Source organism: Bartonella sp. B1098 (assembly GCF_944896145.1).
Classification (GTDB): Bacteria; Pseudomonadota; Alphaproteobacteria; order Rhizobiales; family Rhizobiaceae; genus Bartonella.
In genome coordinates this window covers 973,110-993,883 of sequence record NZ_CALYLP010000002.1, presented here as the reverse complement: position 1 = coordinate 993,883, position 20,774 = coordinate 973,110, and the positions used below count along the sequence as shown (strand labels likewise).

21 protein-coding genes and 1 pseudogene are annotated in these 20,774 nt (G+C 38.3%); 9 read left to right on the top strand and 13 right to left on the bottom strand.

The window, feature by feature from the left end:
• Positions 1-96 precede the first annotated feature (96 nt).
• Positions 97-402, bottom strand: a complete 306-nt coding sequence (locus NNJ85_RS04160; protein WP_019221528.1) for a helix-turn-helix transcriptional regulator — start codon at positions 400-402, stop codon at positions 97-99.
• A gap of 151 nt (positions 403-553) precedes the next feature.
• Here NNJ85_RS04160 and NNJ85_RS04155 point away from each other — a divergent pair, with 151 nt between their 5' ends.
• Both NNJ85_RS04155 and NNJ85_RS04150 read left to right on the top strand, forming a co-directional pair.
• Complete coding sequence (locus NNJ85_RS04155) at positions 554-1,072, top strand: helix-turn-helix domain-containing protein (protein WP_254473793.1); 519 nt, start codon at positions 554-556, stop codon at positions 1,070-1,072.
• A gap of 477 nt (positions 1,073-1,549) precedes the next feature.
• The gene (locus NNJ85_RS04150; RefSeq protein ID WP_254473791.1) at positions 1,550-1,780 is read left to right on the top strand and encodes an N-acetyltransferase; all 231 of its coding nucleotides are present in this window, start codon (positions 1,550-1,552) and stop codon (positions 1,778-1,780) included.
• 412 nt (positions 1,781-2,192) lie between these two features.
• Here NNJ85_RS04150 and thiD read toward each other — a convergent pair whose 3' ends face one another.
• Positions 2,193-3,047 carry a bifunctional hydroxymethylpyrimidine kinase/phosphomethylpyrimidine kinase gene (gene thiD / locus NNJ85_RS04145; protein ID WP_254473774.1) on the bottom strand — a complete coding sequence of 285 codons (855 nt, stop codon included), beginning with the start codon at positions 3,045-3,047 and terminating at the stop codon, positions 2,193-2,195.
• A gap of 129 nt (positions 3,048-3,176) precedes the next feature.
• Between thiD and NNJ85_RS04140 the strand changes: the two genes are divergently transcribed.
• The 3 genes from NNJ85_RS04140 (at position 3,177) to NNJ85_RS04130 (ending at position 7,088) form a co-directional block, all read left to right on the top strand.
• Positions 3,177-3,983, top strand: coding sequence for a 1-acyl-sn-glycerol-3-phosphate acyltransferase (locus NNJ85_RS04140; protein ID WP_254473772.1), 807 nt, complete (start codon positions 3,177-3,179; stop codon positions 3,981-3,983).
• A gap of 609 nt (positions 3,984-4,592) precedes the next feature.
• Positions 4,593-5,684 carry a D-alanyl-D-alanine carboxypeptidase family protein gene (locus NNJ85_RS04135; RefSeq protein ID WP_254473770.1) on the top strand — a complete coding sequence of 364 codons (1,092 nt, stop codon included), beginning with the start codon at positions 4,593-4,595 and terminating at the stop codon, positions 5,682-5,684.
• A 342-nt stretch (positions 5,685-6,026) separates the two neighbouring features.
• Complete coding sequence (locus tag NNJ85_RS04130; RefSeq protein ID WP_254473768.1) at positions 6,027-7,088, top strand: GTP-binding protein; 1,062 nt, start codon at positions 6,027-6,029, stop codon at positions 7,086-7,088.
• Positions 7,089-7,952: 864 nt separating this feature from the next.
• Here NNJ85_RS04130 and NNJ85_RS04125 read toward each other — a convergent pair.
• The 4 genes from NNJ85_RS04125 to NNJ85_RS04110 all read right to left on the bottom strand — a co-directional run bounded on the left by NNJ85_RS04125 (position 7,953) and on the right by NNJ85_RS04110 (position 10,874).
• Positions 7,953-8,702 carry a murein L,D-transpeptidase family protein gene (locus NNJ85_RS04125; protein ID WP_254473767.1) on the bottom strand — a complete coding sequence of 250 codons (750 nt, stop codon included), beginning with the start codon at positions 8,700-8,702 and terminating at the stop codon, positions 7,953-7,955.
• A 40-nt stretch (positions 8,703-8,742) separates the two neighbouring features.
• On the bottom strand, positions 8,743-9,699 hold the full coding sequence (locus tag NNJ85_RS04120; RefSeq protein ID WP_254473934.1) for an acetyl-CoA carboxylase carboxyltransferase subunit alpha: 957 nt from the start codon (positions 9,697-9,699) through the stop codon (positions 8,743-8,745).
• Positions 9,700-9,789: 90 nt separating this feature from the next.
• Positions 9,790-10,716: a site-specific tyrosine recombinase XerD gene (locus tag NNJ85_RS04115; protein WP_254473765.1), complete on the bottom strand. Its 927-nt coding sequence runs from the start codon at positions 10,714-10,716 to the stop codon at positions 9,790-9,792.
• Positions 10,713-10,874, bottom strand: a complete 162-nt coding sequence (locus NNJ85_RS04110) for a hypothetical protein (RefSeq protein ID WP_254473763.1) — start codon at positions 10,872-10,874, stop codon at positions 10,713-10,715. The genes NNJ85_RS04115 and NNJ85_RS04110 overlap by 4 nt, the downstream gene beginning before the upstream one ends.
• 96 nt (positions 10,875-10,970) lie before the next feature.
• Between NNJ85_RS04110 and NNJ85_RS04105 the strand changes: the two are divergent.
• From NNJ85_RS04105 to NNJ85_RS04090, 4 genes and pseudogenes are all read left to right on the top strand, one after another.
• Positions 10,971-11,604 (top strand): annotated as a pseudogene (locus tag NNJ85_RS04105) (shikimate kinase).
• A complete protein-coding gene (gene aroB / locus NNJ85_RS04100; RefSeq protein WP_254473759.1) occupies positions 11,579-12,712 on the top strand; it encodes a 3-dehydroquinate synthase in 1,134 nt (377 codons plus the stop codon). Before NNJ85_RS04105 ends, aroB begins: the two are co-directional and overlap by 26 nt.
• Before the next feature lie 402 nt (positions 12,713-13,114).
• Positions 13,115-13,498, top strand: a complete 384-nt coding sequence (locus NNJ85_RS04095) for an MliC family protein (RefSeq protein WP_254473757.1) — start codon at positions 13,115-13,117, stop codon at positions 13,496-13,498.
• A gap of 17 nt (positions 13,499-13,515) precedes the next feature.
• Positions 13,516-13,908 (top strand): MliC family protein, encoded by a 393-nt coding sequence (locus tag NNJ85_RS04090; RefSeq protein ID WP_254473755.1) that lies wholly within the window; start codon positions 13,516-13,518, stop codon positions 13,906-13,908.
• Between the two features lie 16 nt (positions 13,909-13,924).
• Here NNJ85_RS04090 and mnhG read toward each other — a convergent pair whose 3' ends face one another.
• The 7 genes from mnhG to NNJ85_RS04055 all read right to left on the bottom strand — a co-directional run bounded on the left by mnhG (position 13,925) and on the right by NNJ85_RS04055 (position 20,705).
• Entirely contained in the window at positions 13,925-14,335 is a 411-nt protein-coding gene (gene mnhG, locus NNJ85_RS04085; protein ID WP_254473753.1) for a monovalent cation/H(+) antiporter subunit G, read from the bottom strand.
• A complete protein-coding gene (locus tag NNJ85_RS04080; RefSeq protein WP_254473751.1) occupies positions 14,332-14,613 on the bottom strand; it encodes a K+/H+ antiporter subunit F in 282 nt (93 codons plus the stop codon). The genes mnhG and NNJ85_RS04080 overlap by 4 nt, the downstream gene beginning before the upstream one ends.
• Positions 14,613-15,095 (bottom strand): Na+/H+ antiporter subunit E, encoded by a 483-nt coding sequence (locus tag NNJ85_RS04075; protein ID WP_254473750.1) that lies wholly within the window; start codon positions 15,093-15,095, stop codon positions 14,613-14,615. Before NNJ85_RS04075 ends, NNJ85_RS04080 begins: the two co-directional genes overlap by 1 nt.
• Complete coding sequence (locus tag NNJ85_RS04070) at positions 15,092-16,714, bottom strand: monovalent cation/H+ antiporter subunit D (protein ID WP_254473749.1); 1,623 nt, start codon at positions 16,712-16,714, stop codon at positions 15,092-15,094. Before NNJ85_RS04070 ends, NNJ85_RS04075 begins: the two co-directional genes overlap by 4 nt.
• Positions 16,714-17,055: a Na+/H+ antiporter subunit C gene (locus NNJ85_RS04065; protein ID WP_005774297.1), complete on the bottom strand. Its 342-nt coding sequence runs from the start codon at positions 17,053-17,055 to the stop codon at positions 16,714-16,716. Before NNJ85_RS04065 ends, NNJ85_RS04070 begins: the two co-directional genes overlap by 1 nt.
• Entirely contained in the window at positions 17,055-19,976 is a 2,922-nt protein-coding gene (locus tag NNJ85_RS04060; RefSeq protein ID WP_254473748.1) for a monovalent cation/H+ antiporter subunit A, read from the bottom strand. The genes NNJ85_RS04065 and NNJ85_RS04060 overlap by 1 nt, the downstream gene beginning before the upstream one ends.
• 231 nt (positions 19,977-20,207) lie before the next feature.
• Positions 20,208-20,705 (bottom strand): BA14K family protein, encoded by a 498-nt coding sequence (locus NNJ85_RS04055; RefSeq protein ID WP_254473747.1) that lies wholly within the window; start codon positions 20,703-20,705, stop codon positions 20,208-20,210.
• Positions 20,706-20,774: the final 69 nt, after the last annotated feature.

Genomic DNA, 20,774 nt, shown 5'->3' with positions numbered 1-20,774 from the left:
TTGCCTATTTTGTATTGATCTTTAGACATTGATAAACCTTTTTATCTTATGGTATCTAAATACATGGCAAATGCGCTAACACGCAGAGCCTAAAGCTTAAGCAGCATTACCGCGTGATAGGGAAGAAACAACACAATCCGTATTGGCATGTTTTGCTGCTTTAAAAATGCGACGGCGACTTTTAGGGTAGCGGTCGCTAAAAACCTGCTCGACGGGCAAACCGATAAAATCGGCAATGGCGCGTTCGGCTTTCTCGTTAGACCGTGTCCAAATGTGTTGAACACTGGATGACGATAGTTGATAAGCTTTCGCGAGCTCCGCCAAAGTCATGTTCCGGCGGCGTAGCTCAGCTAAAATACTATGGCGATCCCATACTTGAATGCATGTTTGTGTGATAGTCATAAACTTTCGCTCCTGCTTCAAACGGATGCTCCCACATCCGTTTTTTGTGGGGTTAATTGTAAAATATCTGCCCTCTATATCGGGCGGTAATTAGAGGTATAATGCAAAAAATGCATTAAGTCAACGCAATATTTGCATTATTATGTAATTTGTGGCAAAAAAAGAAATTGAACCCAAAACAAAACAGGCAAAGCGGTTACGTTTGATACGAGAAAGCTTAGAGCTTAATCGAGATCAGATAGCTACCCGTTTAGGTATTAAAAAAGCAATTTATGACCATGCTGAAAGAGGGACCACTTTTCCCAATGTAGAATTTTTGACTGCTTTATCACAGCAATTAAATGTCAACTTAACTTGGCTTGTTACAGGCGAAGGCGAAATGTTTATAGACGTAATGAAAGTAACAAATTTAGCGCCTACTATCCCTGATGGTCTCATGAAAAAACTTGGTCGTATAGCTTATACGACCTACCGCGATGCAAAAATTAAACTCCCCCCTGAAGATATAGCGGAACTCGCGGCGGATCTTTATAAAAAACTGCAAGAGCTGGTTCAAAACATCAATGACACGGAAGAAATAGAGCTTACCTTGCCTCTTCTAAAATTGCATTTAAAGCGTCAAATAGAAGCTGAAAAAGAACATTCCAAAACTACACAAGATACGGCTTAATGCTCCTTTAAAATGAAAAATGAAAGTGGAAATCTTTTTACATTAAGAATTTAATATAATACATTGATAAATAATATTTTATTATCCATTTTTTGAGATTTCCACGCATATATGGAAATCTTTTTTGCTTTTTTGGTTATTTTTGGCTGATTTTGCAATGTGCTTCACACTTTATCGGATTTTTTTCAAAGGGTCTTCAAAGGCGGTTTTCTGGGCTTTCACAGACTTTTAAAAATTTTTCAAAGGGTTTTTAAAGACCTTTCAAAGCCTTTTCTCATTTTTACGCTTAAATTCCGATTTTCGCTCTTTTTTACCATTTTTTGCAATTTTAGGTGTCAAAATCTATTTTGACAAAACACGCATTTAATGCTAAATTTTATACATAAAAACAACAAATTATCCACGTATTCCTATCTAATCCCACCTAATCCCACTTAGTACAAAACCTAGTGTCAAACTACAGCCATATGTTTTTGTATGAAAGCGGATGGCATTGGTGGCGTTTATGATATTGTCACCCATTCAGATTTTCAGAAAAGAGGTATTGGGACATTCATGACAAAAATTGCTATTAAGCATTTAAAAAGAAAGAATTGTCATGTTATTGGTCTGCAAGCATCTCACGAGGAAATGAGCATTTATAAAAAATTGGGTTTCATAAACTTTGGTGAATTTAAAGTTTATTCCAATAAACACATGATCATTTAGCGACAGACTCTTTTTTTTTCTTTTTTGCTCATCAATGAAGAGTATCTATTATTTTCAGCAGAACTCAAATATAACCCACCAATCGATCAATATAAATATGATGGGATGAACGAGCTCTAATATCGCCTTGTAAAAAGTCTTTCCCTCTACCCTTTTTACCATCAAATCTTGAGTTATAAGAGTCTCTCGTTTTCTTTTTTACATTTAAAATTGCTTTTTACAAGGCGATATATTAATCGTAAAAAAATATAATAAAAGCAACAAATTATAACTTTTTTCTCTCTCATTTTTCTTAAATACAAAACAACTGTTAAGCTACAATGTATTAACATCTATCCGTTATAAGTTCAAAACAGCCTATAACGACGAAACAAATTCATAGAGTGGAGATTTTTCACCATCAATTGTTATATTAATCTTTCCACAATGCATAAAAATGGTGAAGTGGACCTCGTCCTTTCCCAACTTGTAAAGCATTTGAGGCAGATAACGCTCCATGTAAATACTCTTTTGCTTGTTTAACGGCGCAACCCAAAGGTTGTGTAGGCAATAAAGCTGCGATAGCAGCAGAAATGGTACACCCTGTCCCGTGATCATGCGTGGTTGAAAGACGAGAAGCTTCAAGCATAACCAGATTTTCACGATCACAATAAAGATCTGGACTAGAACAATCGTAATTTTCTTTACTATTTCTGGTAAGCGTATTCAAATGTCCCCCTTTTAACAAAACCGCATGACACCCTAGCGCCAAAAGTCGTGGAGCATATTGGTACATAGCCTCTAAAGACCATTGTACATCACATCCCAATAACAGTGCAGCTTCAGGCAAATTTGGCGTGACCAAAGTTGACATCGGCATAAGAACATCACGCATAATTTCAATGGCATCAGGCTTTAAAAGAACATCACCACTTTTTGCAACCATAACCGGATCAAAAACAATGAAACGCGCTTTATGATAAGCAAGACGTTCTGCAATAACCTGTGCAATTTGAGCATTTGCAACCATACCAATTTTAACGGCATCAACGTGGATATCCTCAAAAACAGAATCAATTTGATCTGCAACAAAAGAAGCATCTAATGCTTGAAAAGAACGAACGCCCTGAGTATTTTGTGCAACAACAGCTGTAACCACACTCATACCGTAAGTTTTCATAGCTGAAAAAACCTTCAAATCCGCCTGCATTCCCGCGCCACCAGAAGGATCTGTTCCCGCAATAGATAAAATCCGTGGAATAAAAAGTTCATCTTTTTGTAATTCCATCAATCTCTTTCCTTCTGTTTTTAAATATCAGAAAATAAATTACCTAAAAAATAGATGCTTGAAAAAACATAAAGAAGATGTTTTCTCATGCGAATTATATTATATACGAAGTCTTCTTATAGATATAAAATGGAAAATATAGTGCTTATCCTTCGTTCTATTCTTTTTACATTCGCCTTTTATACCACAACTTTCATACAAATGATTCTTTACGCTCCCGTTTATTTTCTCATGCCTCGAAAAAAAGCATGGATTGTTCCTAAAACATGGGCGCGCGTTACACTATTTTTGCAAAAATACATCGCAGGCACACGTTATGAAATTGAAGGATTAGAAAATCTCCCCCAAGGGGCTTATATCATTGCTCCAAAACATCAATCTGCATGGGAAACTTTTAGCCTTGTTCCCTATTTTGATGATCCCACTCTCATTTTAAAACGTGAATTGATGTGGATTCCCTTGTTTGGCTGGTATATGGCAAAAACACAAATTATCCCCATTAACCGCACAACGCCCATCAAAGCCTTAAAAATGGTTATACAAAAAGCAAAAGAGAAAGTAAAACAAGGACGCCAAATCCTCATTTTTCCCGAAGGAACACGCCGACAACCTGGTCAAGAACCAGATTATAAGTCAGGAATTGTCGCACTCTATAATGAATTAGGACTTCAAGTTGTCCCTATTGCGCACAATGCGGGTTTATATTGGCCACGGAGTAATTTCCGCCGCTATCCCGGAACAATTCGTGTTCGTATTCTTCCCCCGATAGAAGCTGGTTTAAGCAAACGTGATTTTCTAAATAAACTGATCCAAAAAACTGAAGAAGCATGTGATGAACTACTTCTCTTAGCCGCTCAAGATCCTACCCCTCCTCCTATGCCACCATCTGCTGTTCAAAAGCTTCAAAAACTGAAGCATCATGAAACACAATCTTGATTGATAAAAAACATCACTTTGTGTGTTAAATGCAGCATATGAAACAAAAATATAAGGGAGATATTTCAAACTCTCTCATCCGAAATTATAAAACACACATCATCAAAAATGATCAACGTATGAATTTTTTTGAGAAAGCATTCTTGCTTTCCTTAAAATCGTTTAAATAACACACAGGGTATTGATTTATAAATATAATTTATCCCTATTCAACGTGGAACAGATTTGGAGTGAAAAAGTTGTATAATATTCAAAAGCCTCATTCAATATGTAAAATAGTGAATGATCATTACAAATCAATGTTTATATATAAAAGAATAACAGGCAAAATGTATAGTTATACGAACTTGTTCTTTCCTGAAAAACATCAATCTCCTCAAGAACCTGAAATCTTTTACAATCTTCATTATTTAAAAAGTATTTCTTGAGAGATTTCAATCATCAAACTAAATTCAAGGAGAAAATAAAAATGAGTGTTGGTTTTTATCCATGGGACATAACTCAATACAGCAATTAACCATCTGTCCTCTTTATCCTGGATTTAAAAGCTTTGTATGCTACATTAAAATAATTCTAAATAACGAATGAGAAGAAACTGGATTTAAATTCATGCAACGTCTCTTCTACAATTTATTTTTTTATTTCATTTTGAGTTTGTCGAGCACTTTTGCTTTAGCACAGCCTTTTATTTCTGTTGATGTTACAACGGGACATATCTTAAAACATAATCAAGCTTTTGAGCGTTGGTATCCAGCTTCCTTAACAAAATTAATGACCGCGTATGTTATTTTTCGCGCCATGAGCCGAGGGGAAATTTCACCCAACAAACCTATCACCATCAGCGAATATGCTGCAAAAGCTCCCGCGTATCGTTCAGGCTACAAAGCTGGTTCTGTTCTCACACTTGATACAGCCTTAAGTATCACCATGGTTAAATCGACCAATGATTTGGCCATTGCCATGAGTGAAGCCGTTGCAGGTTCACAGAAAGCTTTTGTACGCAAAATGAATAGCGAAGCTAAACGCTTAGGCATGTTTGGCACCCATTTTGCAAACGCAAGTGGTTTACCAGACCCTCAGAACTATTCCACCGCACGTGATATTGCTCTTTTAGCTGTCCAAATACGTCGAGAATTTCCACAATATGCTCATTATTTTTCTATTCCAGCCATTGATTTTGGTAACAACCGAAAAATCCAGCATAACTCAAACAACCTTATTGGTCGTTTTTATGGAATAGACGGTATGAAAACAGGTTTTATTTGCGCCTCTGGTTTTAATCTTGTTGCCTCAGCCACCCGCAATAAACGTACAATTATTGCTGTCATTCTAGGGGCAAACAACATAAGTGAAAGGGAAGAAAAAGCGGCACAACTTCTTGAAATAGGATTTTTACATCAAGGAAGCCCCCAACTAACACTCACAACATTAAAACCCTATGGGAGCAACATAACACAAGCCAACAATATGAGACAACAAACATGCACACCTGAAGCCATAAAAATGCACGCCAATTCATATGATGATCAAGGAAATATTATTCTCACCTCACCTTTTATCACCGCTCCACATTCTTTTTCTCATCCTTTAGTAGTACATCTCATTCGTAGTCCACAGACGCCTAAAATAACAGTAAAACCGCTAAGAAACCCCCATAGTTCGTATAAAAAACGCGCAAACTATTCTATAAAAAAGCCGTAAGCTACAAATACCGTAAAATTCTCTCATTTCAAATCCATCGCTGTTGAATCAATTAAAATCTGTCTCTTTCACATCACAAGATGGATGAGCATAATAGATAAAATAATCAAAGTAAGGAATTAAAACTCTTCCTATAAGACCTTTCAAATTCCAAAAATTATTATAACACGAGCACTGAAAAAGTGCATGATTGCACCCGCACTTACCTTTATAAACTTTAAAGTAGTGATAAAATGGATTTCGTAGGCAATTATCCATCACATATCCCTCACGCCCCATTATGAATGGGGTTAACGTCGTAAGATATGTTTCTTTAAAACAGAACCACGGTTGATGATTAAAATGAAAATGAAGCGCATCCCTCTCACGCTTATTACTGGTTTTTTAGGCTCTGGCAAAACAACTTTGCTCAACCGTATGTTACAAGACCCTCTCTTAACGGAATGTGCTGTTATCATTAATGAATTCGGCGAAATTAGTATTGACCATCTTCTTGTTGAAAATGCGACAGAAGGAATTATTGAGCTTGCCAATGGCTGTTTATGCTGCAATTTACGCAGTGATCTCATTGATACATTAATTGATTTAATCAATTGCGTTCAGACAGGACAAATCAAACAACTCAATCACATTATCATTGAAACAACAGGGATGGCTGATCCCGCCCCGATTTTACAAATACTGTTAAGCCACCCACTGTTTATTCAAACATTGTCCATAAATGCTGTTCTTGCAACATTTGATACATTAAGCACACTTTCCATATGTGAACGCTATTCTGAAATATATAAACAATTAATCCTTGCTGATAAAATTATTCTCACCAAAACAGATCTCACAACCCCACAATCCTTTTCTAATACGCTTCTTAACACACTTAAAAGAATGAATCCTACAGCACAAATCATTGATGTCCATTCTGAAGATTTCTGCTCAAATCTACTAATAAATCACACATTATGGAATGAAACAGGAGAAAATACACACCTTAAGCAAAATCTTACCACCGCTCCACACGATCATGCTCCCCATAAAACCATTCGTACCTTTTCATTAGATTGTGAAGAACTCGTTGATTATGCCACAATTGAAGCTTTTTTAGATCTCCTACAAGACCGTTATGGTACAAAATTACTCCGTATTAAAGCAATAATCGCATTGCGTGATGATCCTTATCGCCCCCTTGTATTACATGGTGTACAAACATTTTTTCATCCCCCCATCAGACTTCCAGCATGGCCAAAAGGAATAAAACAAACACGTTTTGTCATCATTGCCGATGGTATTGAAAAAGAAGCAATACAAAAACTTCTCAATGCTTTTTTTAATAAACCAGCCATAGATACTGCAGACAAAACAGCTCTCTTGGAAAACCCTCTCATCATTCCAGGAATAAAGTTTTAATTCACCCTTACAATGTTAAATCCATGGAGCTATACCCTCTTTGCGCTTTTAAAGAAGCAAAACAGCTCCACCATAGATTTTGCCAACCCCCAATGTTTGGTAGCTCTCGGCACATGAGACGATTCATTAGAGGCATTTTTATTATAAAATTTTATTTATTGTACAATTTTATCCATGCAGCGCTTTGCGCTTGGAATGTGCAAGCGAATAATTGTGATTGATTTATCATAAACAGATTTTCAGATAAAAGACCTCATGATATTCAAGTTCTTATTAAAACAGAAAATTATAAATCAAATTGTTATTGTAAAATTTTTTAACACTTACCAATCTGTAATCAGGTTGTTTTTTCTCGACGTACACCTCATCTGCGAATCACTTCATGTGATTCATTTCAAAAAAGCATGAGATAAATTGTTGGTTTTAAATATTCTGCTCAACTCTATATTTCCCGAGCTGATTGAAATAAAATCCTCTTAAGTTTAGACAAAAACTAATATCAGATAGAGGCAATATCATCTTTTTAGATGTATGCATATATCTTATAGACCTGCACGATAAGATAATATTCTGCAGTATAAAAGAATAAAACCCTTTGAAAGTAAAAAGAGAGGTGCATTTTATGTTAATTCACTCTCCACGAGAAAACTAAAATTGCCATCCATACTGGTCTGCAAACAACCCAAATTCTCTGGGCAAGTTGCTCTTGGTCTCCTACTTCGATTTACTGACATAAAACTCTATAAACAAACTCAGCGTTTAAAATAGGTAACTCCCTTAAACACCTCATGCATAAAATTTTGTATGTCTTGTATCGCCATCGTAAGCGATGGTATTTTACAGTATAGCGGAATAAAATAACGCTCACTTCATGAGGGAAACTGAAGTTTTATCAATATCGCGATTAAAAATGTAACGTTTTCCATAAACTTCAACGGTTGGAGGTTGGCGATTTTCTTCAAAAAAATCATAACCTTTCTTAAGCATCACCCAGAATAGGTAATGAGGATCATTGCTATGACGTAACATATTATCCTTGGTCATGCGGAAAGGAAAAGCCTGCAACTGGAATGCTCTTTGTCCTCCTTTAAAAGCGTCTCGTGCAAAGGCATAAATTTGAGCCATATTCTTATCACTCATAGAATAACAACCGGCAGAAAAGCAAGAACCATGCACCATAAGATTGCTTCCTGTACGACCATTTTCCTGATCATAAAGGTTAGGAAATCCTATATTAAAAGAAAGATAATATTTTGAATAAGGATTCATTTGATTTGCCGTAATCGTATAAAAACCTTCCGGTGTCTGAAGATCCCCTTCTTTATATTTAGGTCCAAGCTTACCAGACCATTTGCAAATGCCATAACGAGCAACCAAGATAAAAGGACCGGAACGAGATTGCTTCCAAACTTCGGCAAGATTTTCTTCCTTGAAAAAGCGCATCACAATTGGTGCATAGGGATCAATATCATACAAAGCCATTCTATTCTGGATTTCTTGCGGAAGAGGCTGCTCAACTTTAGCACGAATAGAAGCTGGTAATCTTCCTTCACAAGCCGTCAATATTCCCATTACAAACAACACACACACAGCCAGGAATCTGTTAAATGTCATCGAAAACAACTCCAATCCAACACCCCTTATAAAAAACGACTTATGTTAATGACCGACCAATTTGAAGATATTTTTCCCTTCGCTCTTGTTTAAGAACTTCACCATCTTTTCCAGCCATCGCTTTTAAAGCCTCTGAAATAATCTCACCCGTTGCATCAATGGCAATATCTTTATCACGATGCGCTCCTCCTACAGGCTCTGAAATAATGCCATCAATAATCTTTAAGCGAAGCAAATCTTGAGCGGTAATATGCATATTCATTGCAGCATCTTTTGCACGTGCTGGATCACGCCATAAAATAGAAGCTGCTCCTTCTGGAGAAATAACCGAGTAAATCGCATGTTCTAACATATACACTTTATTGGCAGCGGCAATGGCTATCGCCCCTCCAGAACCGCCTTCTCCAATCACAACGGATACAACAGGAATCTTTAGGCGCAAAGTTGCAGCGGTTGATTGAGCAATTGCTTCTGCTTGCCCGCGTTCTTCAGCGCTTACCCCAGGATAAGCACCCGCTGTATCAACAAAAGTAAGAAGTGGCAAACCAAAGCGGTCAGCCATTTCCATAACACGGACAGCTTTACGATATCCTTCTGGACGTGCAGAACCAAAATTATAACGCAAACGTGTTTGTGTATCGTGACCTTTTTCTTGACCGATGTAAGCAACGGCTTCTCCCTTAAAGCGTGCAAATCCAGCTTGAATAGCCTCATCTTCAGCAAACTTTCTATCTCCTGCCAAAGGTGTCACATCACTCAATAAGCGCTTAGAATAGTCCATAAAATGCGGACGATCAGGATGACGAGCAACTTGTGTTTTTTGCCACGGCGACAATTTTTTATAAAGATCGCGCAATGCCGTTTGGGAACGTGCTTCAAGACGCGCAATCTCGTCACTCATATCAAGACCGCCTTTTTCCTGAGAAATTTTTTTTAATTCAAGAATTTTCCCATCAAGATCAGCAACTGGTTTTTCAAAATCAAGATAATTATACATTTGTACCAACTTATTCAGTGTCACTTATACACTTATAATTTGCTTTATAAAGTCTTTTTCAAAAACATCACCTTTTCTTTAACGAGCCTTTTACGCACCGGCAAGTGGATGATGCTTATTAACGAAACGATAAAGTCCCTCTTCCAACACATGGGTATAAATCTGAGTGGTAGAAATATCAGAATGACCTAACAAATGTTGAACGGCACGCAAATCAGCACCATTTTGCAAAAGATGGCTAGCAAAAGCATGGCGTAACACATGGGGAGAAAAGCTTTCACTTTTTATTCCAGCCCTTTTAGCAAGATTTTTCAATTCCCGCGCAACAACTTGACGCGCAATATAGCCTGTTTCTGAATGGGCTGGAAAAAGATAAAGGCTTTTCGCATCTTTCCCTTGATCACGCAAATCCAACCACTGCAAAAGAACTTGATGAGCTTTTTTTGATAACAGCACCATTCGTTCTTTTTTTCCCTTACCGCGAACCAAAATACTGTATTCTTTCCCTCGAACAGCCTGCACAGGCAGACTCACCAACTCACTAATGCGTAAACCTGTTGCATAAAGCATTTCGCTCAACAGCTGAAGACGCAATGCGCGCAGATAATCCTTCGATCCATAATCTGCTTGATTAACCTCCACCTGCGCCAAATCAAGAAATTTTGTCACCGCATCTTCACTGATAATTTTGGGCAAAGGACGTCCTTGGCGAGGAGCATCAATATCATTGGAAGGATCATCTGCTCTTAATCCTTCTGCATAAAGAAACTGATAGAATTGACGCAATGTTGATAAACGGCGCGCTTGTGACGTTGCGGCAAAACCAAATGTATGCATGAGCGACAAAAGACCAATGAGATCCTCCTTTTGTGCTGAAAGGAGCGAAACCGAATGCGAAGACAATTCCTCTTGCGCCCACTGTAAATCATGCTGATAAGCCACAAGCGTATGAGCACAAGCGCCTCGTTCAGCACTCATCATTTCAAGAAAACGCTCTATCACAATGTTACTTTTCATTGATTCATTCTCAAAGAAAGAGCCAGCGAATCCAAAGGGACATCAACAGACATATCAACAGTTACAGGTTCAACAAAAACGACAAGAATGATCATTATACTAAAAAGCATAGCAAGCAAAATGAAAAGAATCATCAAAAGTCTGGTTAATGTTGGCATAAAATAATAAACTTTCCAAAATACTCTATCTCTTAATTCTATCTTATAAAGATTAACAGGAATTGACTTTAAAGCAGATAAATGCCGAAATAAGCTATGAAAAGTAATCGACCCCAATATCCGCCTCTGTCACAAATAAAAAGACAAATCTTATCATCTCTCGATAATCAAGCTCTTGTGTTTGTTGGTCTTATGGGGGCAGGAAAATCAGTCATCGGAAAACGTGTTGCCACCATGCTTTATTTACCCTTTTATGATTCTGATCAAGAAATTGAAAAAGCAGCGCAAATGTCCATCACAGAAATCTTTAAAATCTATGGTGAAGTGGAGTTTCGTTCCCTTGAGCATCGTGTTATTCTCAACCTGATAAAAAAACGTCCCCTTGTCTTAGCAACCGGTGGTGGTGCTTATATCAATCAAGATACACGAAAAGCTATTCAGCAAAATGGAATATCTATCTGGCTCAAAGCAGATCTTGATATCCTGATGCAACGTGTTTCAAAGCGTCCAACACGACCACTTCTTCAAACAGTAAATCCTAAAGAAACGATGCAAAAACTCATGGAACAGCGTTATCCTCTCTATGCAAAAGCAAACGTAACAATTAACAGTCATAAAGAAAGTCCCTACAGTGTAGCAAAAAATGTCATACGATCTCTACAACATTACCTCTATACAAAAAAATAACGATAGAAAGAATAAGCATGCAAGCCAAAACTGTCACCATTAAATTAGACAAGCACTGTTACGATATCATCATTGGTCCAGATCTTATTACACAAGCTGTTTTACAAATTAAGCATTCGCTTCAGAAAAAAAATTTTCATCAAACGCGTTTAGCAATTGTTACAGATACAAATGTTGCACCTCTCCATTTGGATCCATTACAAGCAGAGTTAACAAAAAATAAAATCCATACTGTCCCTATTATTGTAGAATCAGGAGAACAGTCAAAATCATTTTCAACCTTGCAAACTGTCATCGACCAAATTCTTGCCGCACGCTTAGAAAGAGGTGACTGTGTGATTGCTTTTGGTGGCGGTGTCATTGGAGATCTAGCAGGATTTGCGGCAAGTATGATACGTCGCGGAATGAATTTCATTCAGATACCCACAACGCTTCTTGCACAAATTGATTCTTCTGTTGGTGGGAAAACGGGCATCAACAGCCGATATGGTAAAAATCTTATTGGTGCTTTTTATCAACCGCAATGCGTTATTGCTGACACATCTGTTCTTAACACACTCCCACCACGTGAATTTCGCGCAGGTTATGCGGAAATGGTCAAATATGGACTTATTAACCAGCCTGATTTCTTTGAATGGCTTGAAAAAAACGGACAAGAAATTTTTTCTAATGGCGCGATAAGAATAGAAGCCATTGTTCGCTCATGCCAATTTAAAGCTGCCATAGTCGCCCGCGACGAATACGAAACAGGAGAACGTGCACTCTTAAATCTTGGTCATACCTTTGGACACACGCTTGAAACAGCAACCTCTTATGATTCCAAGCGTTTAATTCACGGTGAAGCTGTAGCAATTGGAATGATTCTGGCACATCAATTCTCTGCACAACTGAATCTATGTGACCCCACACTCATACATCGTATCGAAACACACCTTAAAGCTGTGGGTTTGCCTACACAGTTAAAGGATATCCCAGGAGAGCTACCAGATGCTGAAACATTAATGACTCTCATTGCTCAAGATAAAAAAGTTTCACAAAATAATTTGACTTTTATTTTGACACGCGGACTTGGCCAATCTTTTATTGCAAAAAATGTTCCACCAAATGCAGTTTTATCCTTTTTGGAACAAAAATTAACAGAAATTCGTTAATTCATATTGAATATAATTGATTCGTTTTTATACTTCTATTAAAGGAATAGCTATGATGATGTCTGCGTAGCTCAGTAGGATAGAGCACAGGATTCCTAAAAATTGGGCGCTTTGAGGAGAAATCCACAAAGCGGATCTGCTCAAATTCGGGGAAAGCTTCATGGGCAAAACGATATGCCAATCCCGAGCCAAGCCTCTCTTCACATGAGAGGAAGGTGTAGAGACTGAACGGGCAGCACCTAAAAGGCGCAAGCTTCAAGGTGAAGAGACAGTCCAGACCACAAACAACCAATAAGGTTGGCGGTGAAAACCGAAGTGGTATGAATCCTGGGGTCGCAGGTTCGAATCCTGCCGTAGACACCATCTTATTAAGATAAATTACTTTTCATATAGGGAAGCATTATGAAAAAAACTCTACAAATTTTAGGATTTTTTTCCTTTTTATTATTTTTCAATGTCACTAGTAGCTTAGCTGCTGCTTTAGTCATTGAAGTGTCAGGTAATCCAGAAACACAAACCATAACCTATCAATGTGATATGGGTGAAAATAAAGAACGCGTTAAAGCAACCTATCACAACGCTGACGATATTTCATTGGTTGATTTTAAATGGAAAGACGATCGTATTATCGCTGCGAATGTGATGGCTGCTTCTGGAGCAAAATATGTAGGGGAGCAATATATCTGGTGGGAGAAAAATAAAGAAGTAACACTTTATGATCTTATCCAAGATCCAGAAGAAAAAAAACCCATCCTCTGTAAGGATGAATCACTGTTATTATTTTAAATAACTGAGGAAATATCATGAAAAAAATTGCTTTTATTGTAGGATTTTTTACTGCTTTAAGCCTACCGCTCTTCGGTTCACCTAATGCTTTTGCTGGCTCTTTAGTTATTGAAGTCCCAGATGATCCAGAGCCCACAACAGAAGTTACTGCCTATCAATGCGAGACAGGGACAAATAAAGAGTCTGTTGAAGTAACCTATCTCAATGCTGGGAACATTTCACTTGTTGATTTCATATGGCAAGGAAAGCGCATCATCGCTTCCCGTAGTATCAGTGCTTCTGGAACAAAATATATGGGAGGACCCTATATATGGTGGACAAAAGGGAACGAAGCCATGCTTTCTGATCTCATCAATGACCCAGAAGAAAAAAATCTTATTCACTGTATAGAAGAACAAAAAACAGAATAAAAAAGCTTATGGTATCTTAAAAATCGCTCTGGCTCGTATCACATGACATTTCTTCGGAAGTAGGTGTTTGTTTTTCCATCTGACGTGATAAAAGGGCCAGCGGTTTTTTTAATTTATTTTCTGAATAGTCTCGATAAGCTGCTGCTTGTGATACCAACATAGAAGCGACTGGTATTGTTACAAGTAAAAAAATCATCAACAAAAATTCATGAAAAACAAAATGATGATCAACAAAAATTGAATAAAGAAACGACGCAACAAGAATACTACCAGCGCCCCAACTTGTACTCAACGAAAGCATATGTAAACGCTTATAAAAAGTGGGAAGACGCACCAATCCTATCGTTCCAATCAACGTGAGACCAGATCCTAAGATCAAAAAAACCGTAACAGAAATAGCAACAATAAGCGATACATCGTCCTTCATTCAATAATCTCCCCCCGCATAAGGAATTTTGCCAACGCAATACTTGATACAGGGCCCAATAAGCCAACAATGAGAGCTGCCACAAAATAAATGGTTGTTCCTGAACGGATATCGAATGTCAGAAACAAAAGAATAGTGATTATATAAAGAGCATCCAACCCCACAATCCGATCTTGCGCTCGTGGACCACGAATCAACCGAAACAGTGCGAGAATCATTGCCAAACTTAAAAAAAACTGTGAAAGATAAAGCCCCCAATAAAGGATCAGCATACTCATTAAAAAATCTCCAAAAGTAATTGCTCATAGCGTTTTTTGATCAATTTTTGGTAATCATATCCATTTTCAAAATTTAAGACATGAAGCAAAAGTTCACTATTCTTTCTATTATAGGCAATCCAAACAGTCCCTGGAGTTGCTGAAAGAATACATGCCAAAACAGCTAAAGCGGTGCAACTTTCAAGCGAAATGGGCACCACAATAAAACCAGACTGCTGTTTTCGAGATCTTTTAGTTAAAACGAAGCAAGCCACAGCAATATTTGAAATAATAGAATCAATAAACACACGAAAAAACAGCTGAAAAACAGCACGCCAACTCTTAATAGTTATTTTTTCCGGCTCAAGAAGCCGCATCATCCAGCCCCCAAATAAAGCAATGATAACGCCTAAAAGCAGTTGACCAAAACTAAAGCCATTTAAGATCAGCCACATAAAAATAATTGCTACGCTAGAAAAAGGGAAAAAATAACAATATTTCATTGATGAATCCCCCTATTTTCAAAAGAAAAATCATCTAAAACGCTACCAATATAATTTTGAGGCTCATACAAAGTTTTAGCTGTTTCAAACATATAACGACTAACAGGACCAGCGACAATTGTAATAAGAAAACACAAAGCAAGCAGAACGGCAATGGGAGCAAATTCAATCACTTGCACCCGTGGAATCCTCCCTTCAAGAGAGATCCAAAAAGTTCGAATGCCCGTTCGTGTCATCGCAATAAAAGCTGCAAAACCAGAGAGAGTGACAAAAATCATAAAAAGCCAATCGTGATAAACGAGTAGAGAGGGAGAAATATTTTCTTTACTATGGTTTAAGAGTGCCACAAACATCATAAATTTAGCAACAAAGCCAGAAAAAGGAGGTAGACCAATAATCAAAAGAGCACAAAGACCAAAACAAGCCCCAAGAATTGCCAAAGTTACTGGTAAATAAGTCCCGACTTCATCTTCCTCCTCCTCTTCATCATCCCCATAGACTTCCATTGTCACCGTCAAAACATTAGCTGCGACATCTTGACAGCGTTCAACCAATTCCACCAAAAGAAAAAAAGCACCCAGTGCCAAAGTTGAGGAAACAATATAAAAGAGTGCCCCTGCGATCAGGTTTGTATTGCCGATCCCAATTGCTGTCAACAATGTCCCAGAAGAAACCAAAACACTATAAGCTGCCAAACGTACCAAAATCTGGCTTGCCAACACTCCAATAAAACCAAAAGCCATAGTGGCAAGCCCACCGTAAAACAAAACCGTTTGACCAAAATGGCTAAAATGTCCACTTTCTGGTCCAAACCATAACAATGTTAAACGTAAAATAATATAAATACCGACTTTGCTTAAAAGTGCAAAAGAAGCTCCTACAGGCGCTACTGCTGCACTATAAGTTGGAACCAGCCAAAAGTTCAATGGCCACACCCCTGCTTTAATTAAGAAAGCAATTCCCAAAAGTGCAGCCCCTATTTCGAATAAGGTTATATCGCTAGAAGCGATATATTGTATTTTTACAGCCAAATCAGCCATATTGAGGGTGCCTACGATTCCATAAATGAGCGCCGCACCAACGAGAAAAAACAACGAAGCAACCAGATTAACCACGACATAATGCAACCCAGCACGCACACGTAATGGACCAGAACCATGCAACGCAAGGCCATAAGAAGCTGTTAACATCACTTCAAAAAATACAAATAAATTAAATAAATCACCTGTTAAAAAAGCGCCGTTTATTCCGACCATGAAAAACTGCATCAATGACTGAAAATGAGGACCCGCTTTATACCAATGTGCCCGAGCAAAAACCAACGTCGCGCTGATCACCAAGCTAGAAAGCAAAAGCATCATAGCACTTAAGCGATCAAGCACCAAAACAATACCAAAAGGAGAAGGCCAATTACCAAGCCGATAAACATCCACAGCTGGTGCGACGTCAAGAGCACGTATCACCAATAAAACAGCAATGACAATTAACAATGCGGCAGAAAAAATACTTATGAGTGATTTCAATTTTGAACGACGTTCATCATAGAAAAGAAGAAAGGCTCCAGTACTTAACGGCAAAAGAATCGGCAAGATAAGAAGATAATGCACACAAGCTCCCATCACTGTACCTCACGTCCATCAACGTGATCTGAACCTGTTAAACCGCGTGAAACCAACAAAATAACCAAAAATAAAGCTGTTGTTGCAAAACCAATCACAATCGAAGTTAAAACCAACGCCTGTGGAAGAGGATCAACATAATTCGCTGGATTGATAGCCATCGTAGGATCAACGATTGGTGCTGCATTACTGCGTGGCCTACTCATTGCAAATATAAAAAGATTAACGCCATAGGATATCAAAGACAAACCAAGAATGACTTGAAAAGTTCGAGGACGCAAAATGAGCCAAATTCCCGATCCCACAAGAACACCAATAGCCAAAGAAAGAATAATTTCCATTAATTTTCCTTCCCTTTTAAAGCAGGTTTTTTACCGATTCGGTAACTCCGTATTGATTGATGTGCAAGTGCGATTAAAATGAGAATCGTTGCTCCCAACACAAGAGAAAACACACCAAAATCAAACAAAAAAGCAGATGCTATAGGAATCTTTCCAATCAAAGGCACATGGATATATTGGAAAAATGATGTTAAAAAAGGGTACCCAACAAACAAAGCCCCTGCTCCCGTGACAACTGATAGCAATAAGCCAAAGCCCATCCAACGTAAAGGCAAAACTCTTAAATGGTTTTCCACCCAACGAATATCCCGGGCAAGATACTGCAAAATAAAGCCTATCGCTAAAGTCACACCGCCGACAAATCCACCTCCAGGAAGATCATGTCCTCGCACAAATAAATAAAAAGAAAAAGCAATAATAACAGAAAAGAGCCACCCTATAATAACAGAAGGAATGGCGAGATAATTCAAAACTGTATCCCCGACATTTCGATCCGGTTTTGTCTTATCAAAAGCTTCCTGAACACGTTGTTGAAACGGCGGCTCAATACTTTCAGGAGCAGGGCGAAATCGACGTAACAGAGCAAAGACAGTCAAAGAAACACCCCCCAAAACCACAACTTCTCCCATCGTATCAAAACCACGGAAATCAACCAACAACACATTCACAACATTGCGACCACCAGCACCAGAATAAGCATTTTTCAGAAAAAAATTAGAAACTGTTGTCCCTTGAGGACGTGTCATCATCGCAAAAGAGAGCCATGCAACACCAGCACCTCCCATAATTGCTATAATGAAATCACGAGCGCGACGTAAACGTACCCCGAAATGAATAGACGTTGGAGCAGGATTATACACACGCTTAGGCAACCAACGCAAACCAAGCAATAATAAAACAGCTGTCACCACTTCAACAACCAATTGCGTTATAGCCAAATCGGGCGCAGAAAGCCATAAAAAGGTTGCACACGTCATCAACCCTGCTCCCCCCAAAAGCATGAGTGATGCAAGACGATGAAACTTTGCTTGCCAAGCGACTAAAAGCGCGCACAATCCACCGACCAGCCAAAGCGCGAGAAAAGGAATATCAAGTGGAAAAAGCGGCAACCCTCCTAGTGCAATGAAACCATCACGCCAAAGCAAAAGACCAACAAAAATAAAACACACAGCAAAAATCCAATGCAACTGGATTTGCAAACGACGTGTTGACAAAAGAGCTTCCACCGTGCGTGCCCATTTCCAAGAAATAATCACAAGAATGCGTTCAAAAATACGCGGTCCTTTCAAATGACGAAAAAAGGGAGCCCCATCATCACAAGATAAAAAATAACGCCGCCCAACAACATAGAGCAAACCACCCCCAAATAAAGCCACCAAGCTCATCATTAATGGTGTATTAACCCCATGCCAAACAGCCAAGCTATAAGAGATCGTCATCGACCCTAAAACAGAGACAACAGCATTATCTAAAATAGGCCCGATTGTAAAATTAGGAAAAATACCAACGGCCAAACAAATAAACACCAAAAGTTCCATAGGTAAACGCATAAAATGCGGTGGTTCATGGGGAGTTTTGGGTAATCTATCCGATTTTGGTCCCCAAAAGACACTATGAATAAAACGTACAGAATAGGTCACGCTAAACAAACTAGCAAGCGTTGCGACATAAGGAGCAATCCAATCAAGCCATGATTCCATATGCGTTTCAACAGCTTCAGCAAAAAACATTTCTTTTGATAAAAAACCATTGAGCAAAGGAACACCAGCCATTGCCGCACTCGCGACTAAAGCAAGAGTTGCTGTAATCGGCATAGAGCGATAAAGACCTGTTAGCTTACGCATATCACGTGTTCCCGTTTCGTGATCAATAATGCCAGCAGCCATAAATAAAGACGCTTTAAAAGTAGCATGATTAGCCATATGAAAAATCGCAGCAACACAAGCAAGGGGACTCCCAAGGCTTAAAAGCGTTGTAATCAATCCAAGATGACTAATCGTTGAATAAGCGAGCAATCCCTTTAAATCTTGCTGAAACATGGAAAAATAAGCGCCAAGGAGAAGTGTTGAGAGTCCTGAAAAGCCAACCATCCAAAACCAAGACTCTGTCCCAGAGAGTACGGGCCATAAACGAACCAGCAAAAACAACCCAGCTTTCACCATCGTTGCCGAATGCAGATAAGCCGATACAGGTGTTGGCGCTGCCATCGCATTAGGCAACCAAAAATGAAAAGGAAACTGTGCGCTTTTTGTTAATCCACCCAATAAAATACAAATAAGGGCAGGGATATAAAGCGAACTTGACCGGATCACATCTCCAGACTGCAAAATTTTATCCAGATCAAAACTACCAACCATATACCCAATCAATAAAACCCCAATAAAAAGGGCAAAACCACCCAAACCTGTAATCGTTAAAGCCATACGCGCCCCTTCACGCGCACTCGCATTATGATACCAATAACCAATCAACAAAAAAGAAAAAATACTGGTAAGTTCCCAGAAAACAACCAAAAACACGAGATTACCTGATAAAACAATCCCTGTCATTGAGCCCATAAAGGCTAGAAAAAAAGAAAAAAATCGTGGAACAGAATCTGCAGGATCCATATAATAACGGGCGTAAACAACGACAAGCAGCCCAATTCCTGTAATGAGCAAGCAAAAAAGCCAAGACAGGCCATCCATCCGGAGGATCAAATCACCTCCCCATTCTGGGAGCCAAGAAATATTTAAACGGATAATGTGATTGCCACGAATTGCCGGATAAAGCATGATTGTAAAAAGAAGACTAAAGAGAGCAATCCCCCCAGCAAACCATGCTTCATTATTTTTTGCTGTCGAACGAAAAAAGCCAATAACAGCACTTCCACAAAAGGGAAGCAAAATGAGCAATATTAGCATTGCTTCCCGTGTTGCCATTCTTTCAGCTCCATCCTGCCCTTAATATTTTGTCATTGACAAAACAAAAATTTATATTCTCACCCCCCATTGTACACTTAATGATAATAAGATTTAATAAAACTTAAAAGCATTTAAATTTTTCAAAAAACAATGCTTGCATGGAAATGCTGCGCACCACACAAGCTCTCTTTTATTGTAAGAACAATAACGCTCACGACAAGAAGCAATTAAAATTTTATTTAATCATTTCTATCCTTTAAAAAAGCGCGATAAGCACTGTCTACGAGAACCATGAAAAGGCTGAAAACTATTATCATTTTGATTATAAGAGCGATAACGAGCACGACAAGATTCAATATGCTGTTTAAGCATCCATGGCTCTTTTTTTTCTAACTTTTCAGAAGAAGCCGTTAAAAAAACTCTTTTAGCATCTGATACAACTTTTAATGATACGCCTTTTGTGCTTAAGTGTGATGATGTAACAAAAGCCGCTTCAGGATACCACCAATTATCTTTATACCTAACATAACCACGCCGATAATGATGATAACCCTTAAAACCATTCAGTTCTCTACGTCCCGTAAAAATCAAAGGCACCGAACTCTCTTGGACAGCGGTTTGAGAGACCAGTTTGGCTTTAGCATCACCTCTATTTTGCCCCAAATGAACAAGAGCAGTTGTTATAATGAAAAGACTGCTCATAAATACAAAAGCTAAAGCATAATATAATTTTTTTTTCATACGCATAACGCAAAACTCGAACTAATAAACGACAGCCGTTACAGAAAGCCTTTCTCTTGCTAGACAGAAACAGAT

Bases quoted from the DNA above. Each gene is read 5' to 3' on its own strand.
- NNJ85_RS04090 (WP_254473755.1), top strand. From the start codon at position 13,516: ATGAAAAAAATTGCTTTTATTGTAGGATTTTTTACTGCTTTAAGCCTA.
- aroB (WP_254473759.1), top strand. From the start codon at position 11,579: ATGCAAGCCAAAACTGTCACCATTAAATTAGACAAGCACTGTTACGAT.
- NNJ85_RS04130 (WP_254473768.1), top strand. From the start codon at position 6,027: ATGAAAATGAAGCGCATCCCTCTCACGCTTATTACTGGTTTTTTAGGC.
- NNJ85_RS04075 (WP_254473750.1), bottom strand. From the start codon at position 15,095: ATGAAATATTGTTATTTTTTCCCTTTTTCTAGCGTAGCAATTATTTTT.
- NNJ85_RS04125 (WP_254473767.1), bottom strand. From the start codon at position 8,702: ATGACATTTAACAGATTCCTGGCTGTGTGTGTGTTGTTTGTAATGGGA.
- NNJ85_RS04110 (WP_254473763.1), bottom strand. From the start codon at position 10,874: ATGCCAACATTAACCAGACTTTTGATGATTCTTTTCATTTTGCTTGCT.
- NNJ85_RS04120 (WP_254473934.1), bottom strand. From the start codon at position 9,699: ATGTATAATTATCTTGATTTTGAAAAACCAGTTGCTGATCTTGATGGG.
- thiD (WP_254473774.1), bottom strand. From the start codon at position 3,047: ATGGAATTACAAAAAGATGAACTTTTTATTCCACGGATTTTATCTATT.
- NNJ85_RS04160 (WP_019221528.1), bottom strand. From the start codon at position 402: ATGACTATCACACAAACATGCATTCAAGTATGGGATCGCCATAGTATT.
- NNJ85_RS04060 (WP_254473748.1), bottom strand. From the start codon at position 19,976: ATGGCAACACGGGAAGCAATGCTAATATTGCTCATTTTGCTTCCCTTT.
- NNJ85_RS04140 (WP_254473772.1), top strand. From the start codon at position 3,177: ATGGAAAATATAGTGCTTATCCTTCGTTCTATTCTTTTTACATTCGCC.
- NNJ85_RS04135 (WP_254473770.1), top strand. From the start codon at position 4,593: ATGCAACGTCTCTTCTACAATTTATTTTTTTATTTCATTTTGAGTTTG.
- mnhG (WP_254473753.1), bottom strand. From the start codon at position 14,335: ATGAAGGACGATGTATCGCTTATTGTTGCTATTTCTGTTACGGTTTTT.
- NNJ85_RS04080 (WP_254473751.1), bottom strand. From the start codon at position 14,613: ATGAGTATGCTGATCCTTTATTGGGGGCTTTATCTTTCACAGTTTTTT.
- NNJ85_RS04070 (WP_254473749.1), bottom strand. From the start codon at position 16,714: ATGGGAGCTTGTGTGCATTATCTTCTTATCTTGCCGATTCTTTTGCCG.
- NNJ85_RS04095 (WP_254473757.1), top strand. From the start codon at position 13,115: ATGAAAAAAACTCTACAAATTTTAGGATTTTTTTCCTTTTTATTATTT.
- NNJ85_RS04055 (WP_254473747.1), bottom strand. From the start codon at position 20,705: ATGCGTATGAAAAAAAAATTATATTATGCTTTAGCTTTTGTATTTATG.
- NNJ85_RS04065 (WP_005774297.1), bottom strand. From the start codon at position 17,055: ATGGAAATTATTCTTTCTTTGGCTATTGGTGTTCTTGTGGGATCGGGA.
- NNJ85_RS04150 (WP_254473791.1), top strand. From the start codon at position 1,550: ATGAAAGCGGATGGCATTGGTGGCGTTTATGATATTGTCACCCATTCA.
- NNJ85_RS04115 (WP_254473765.1), bottom strand. From the start codon at position 10,716: ATGAAAAGTAACATTGTGATAGAGCGTTTTCTTGAAATGATGAGTGCT.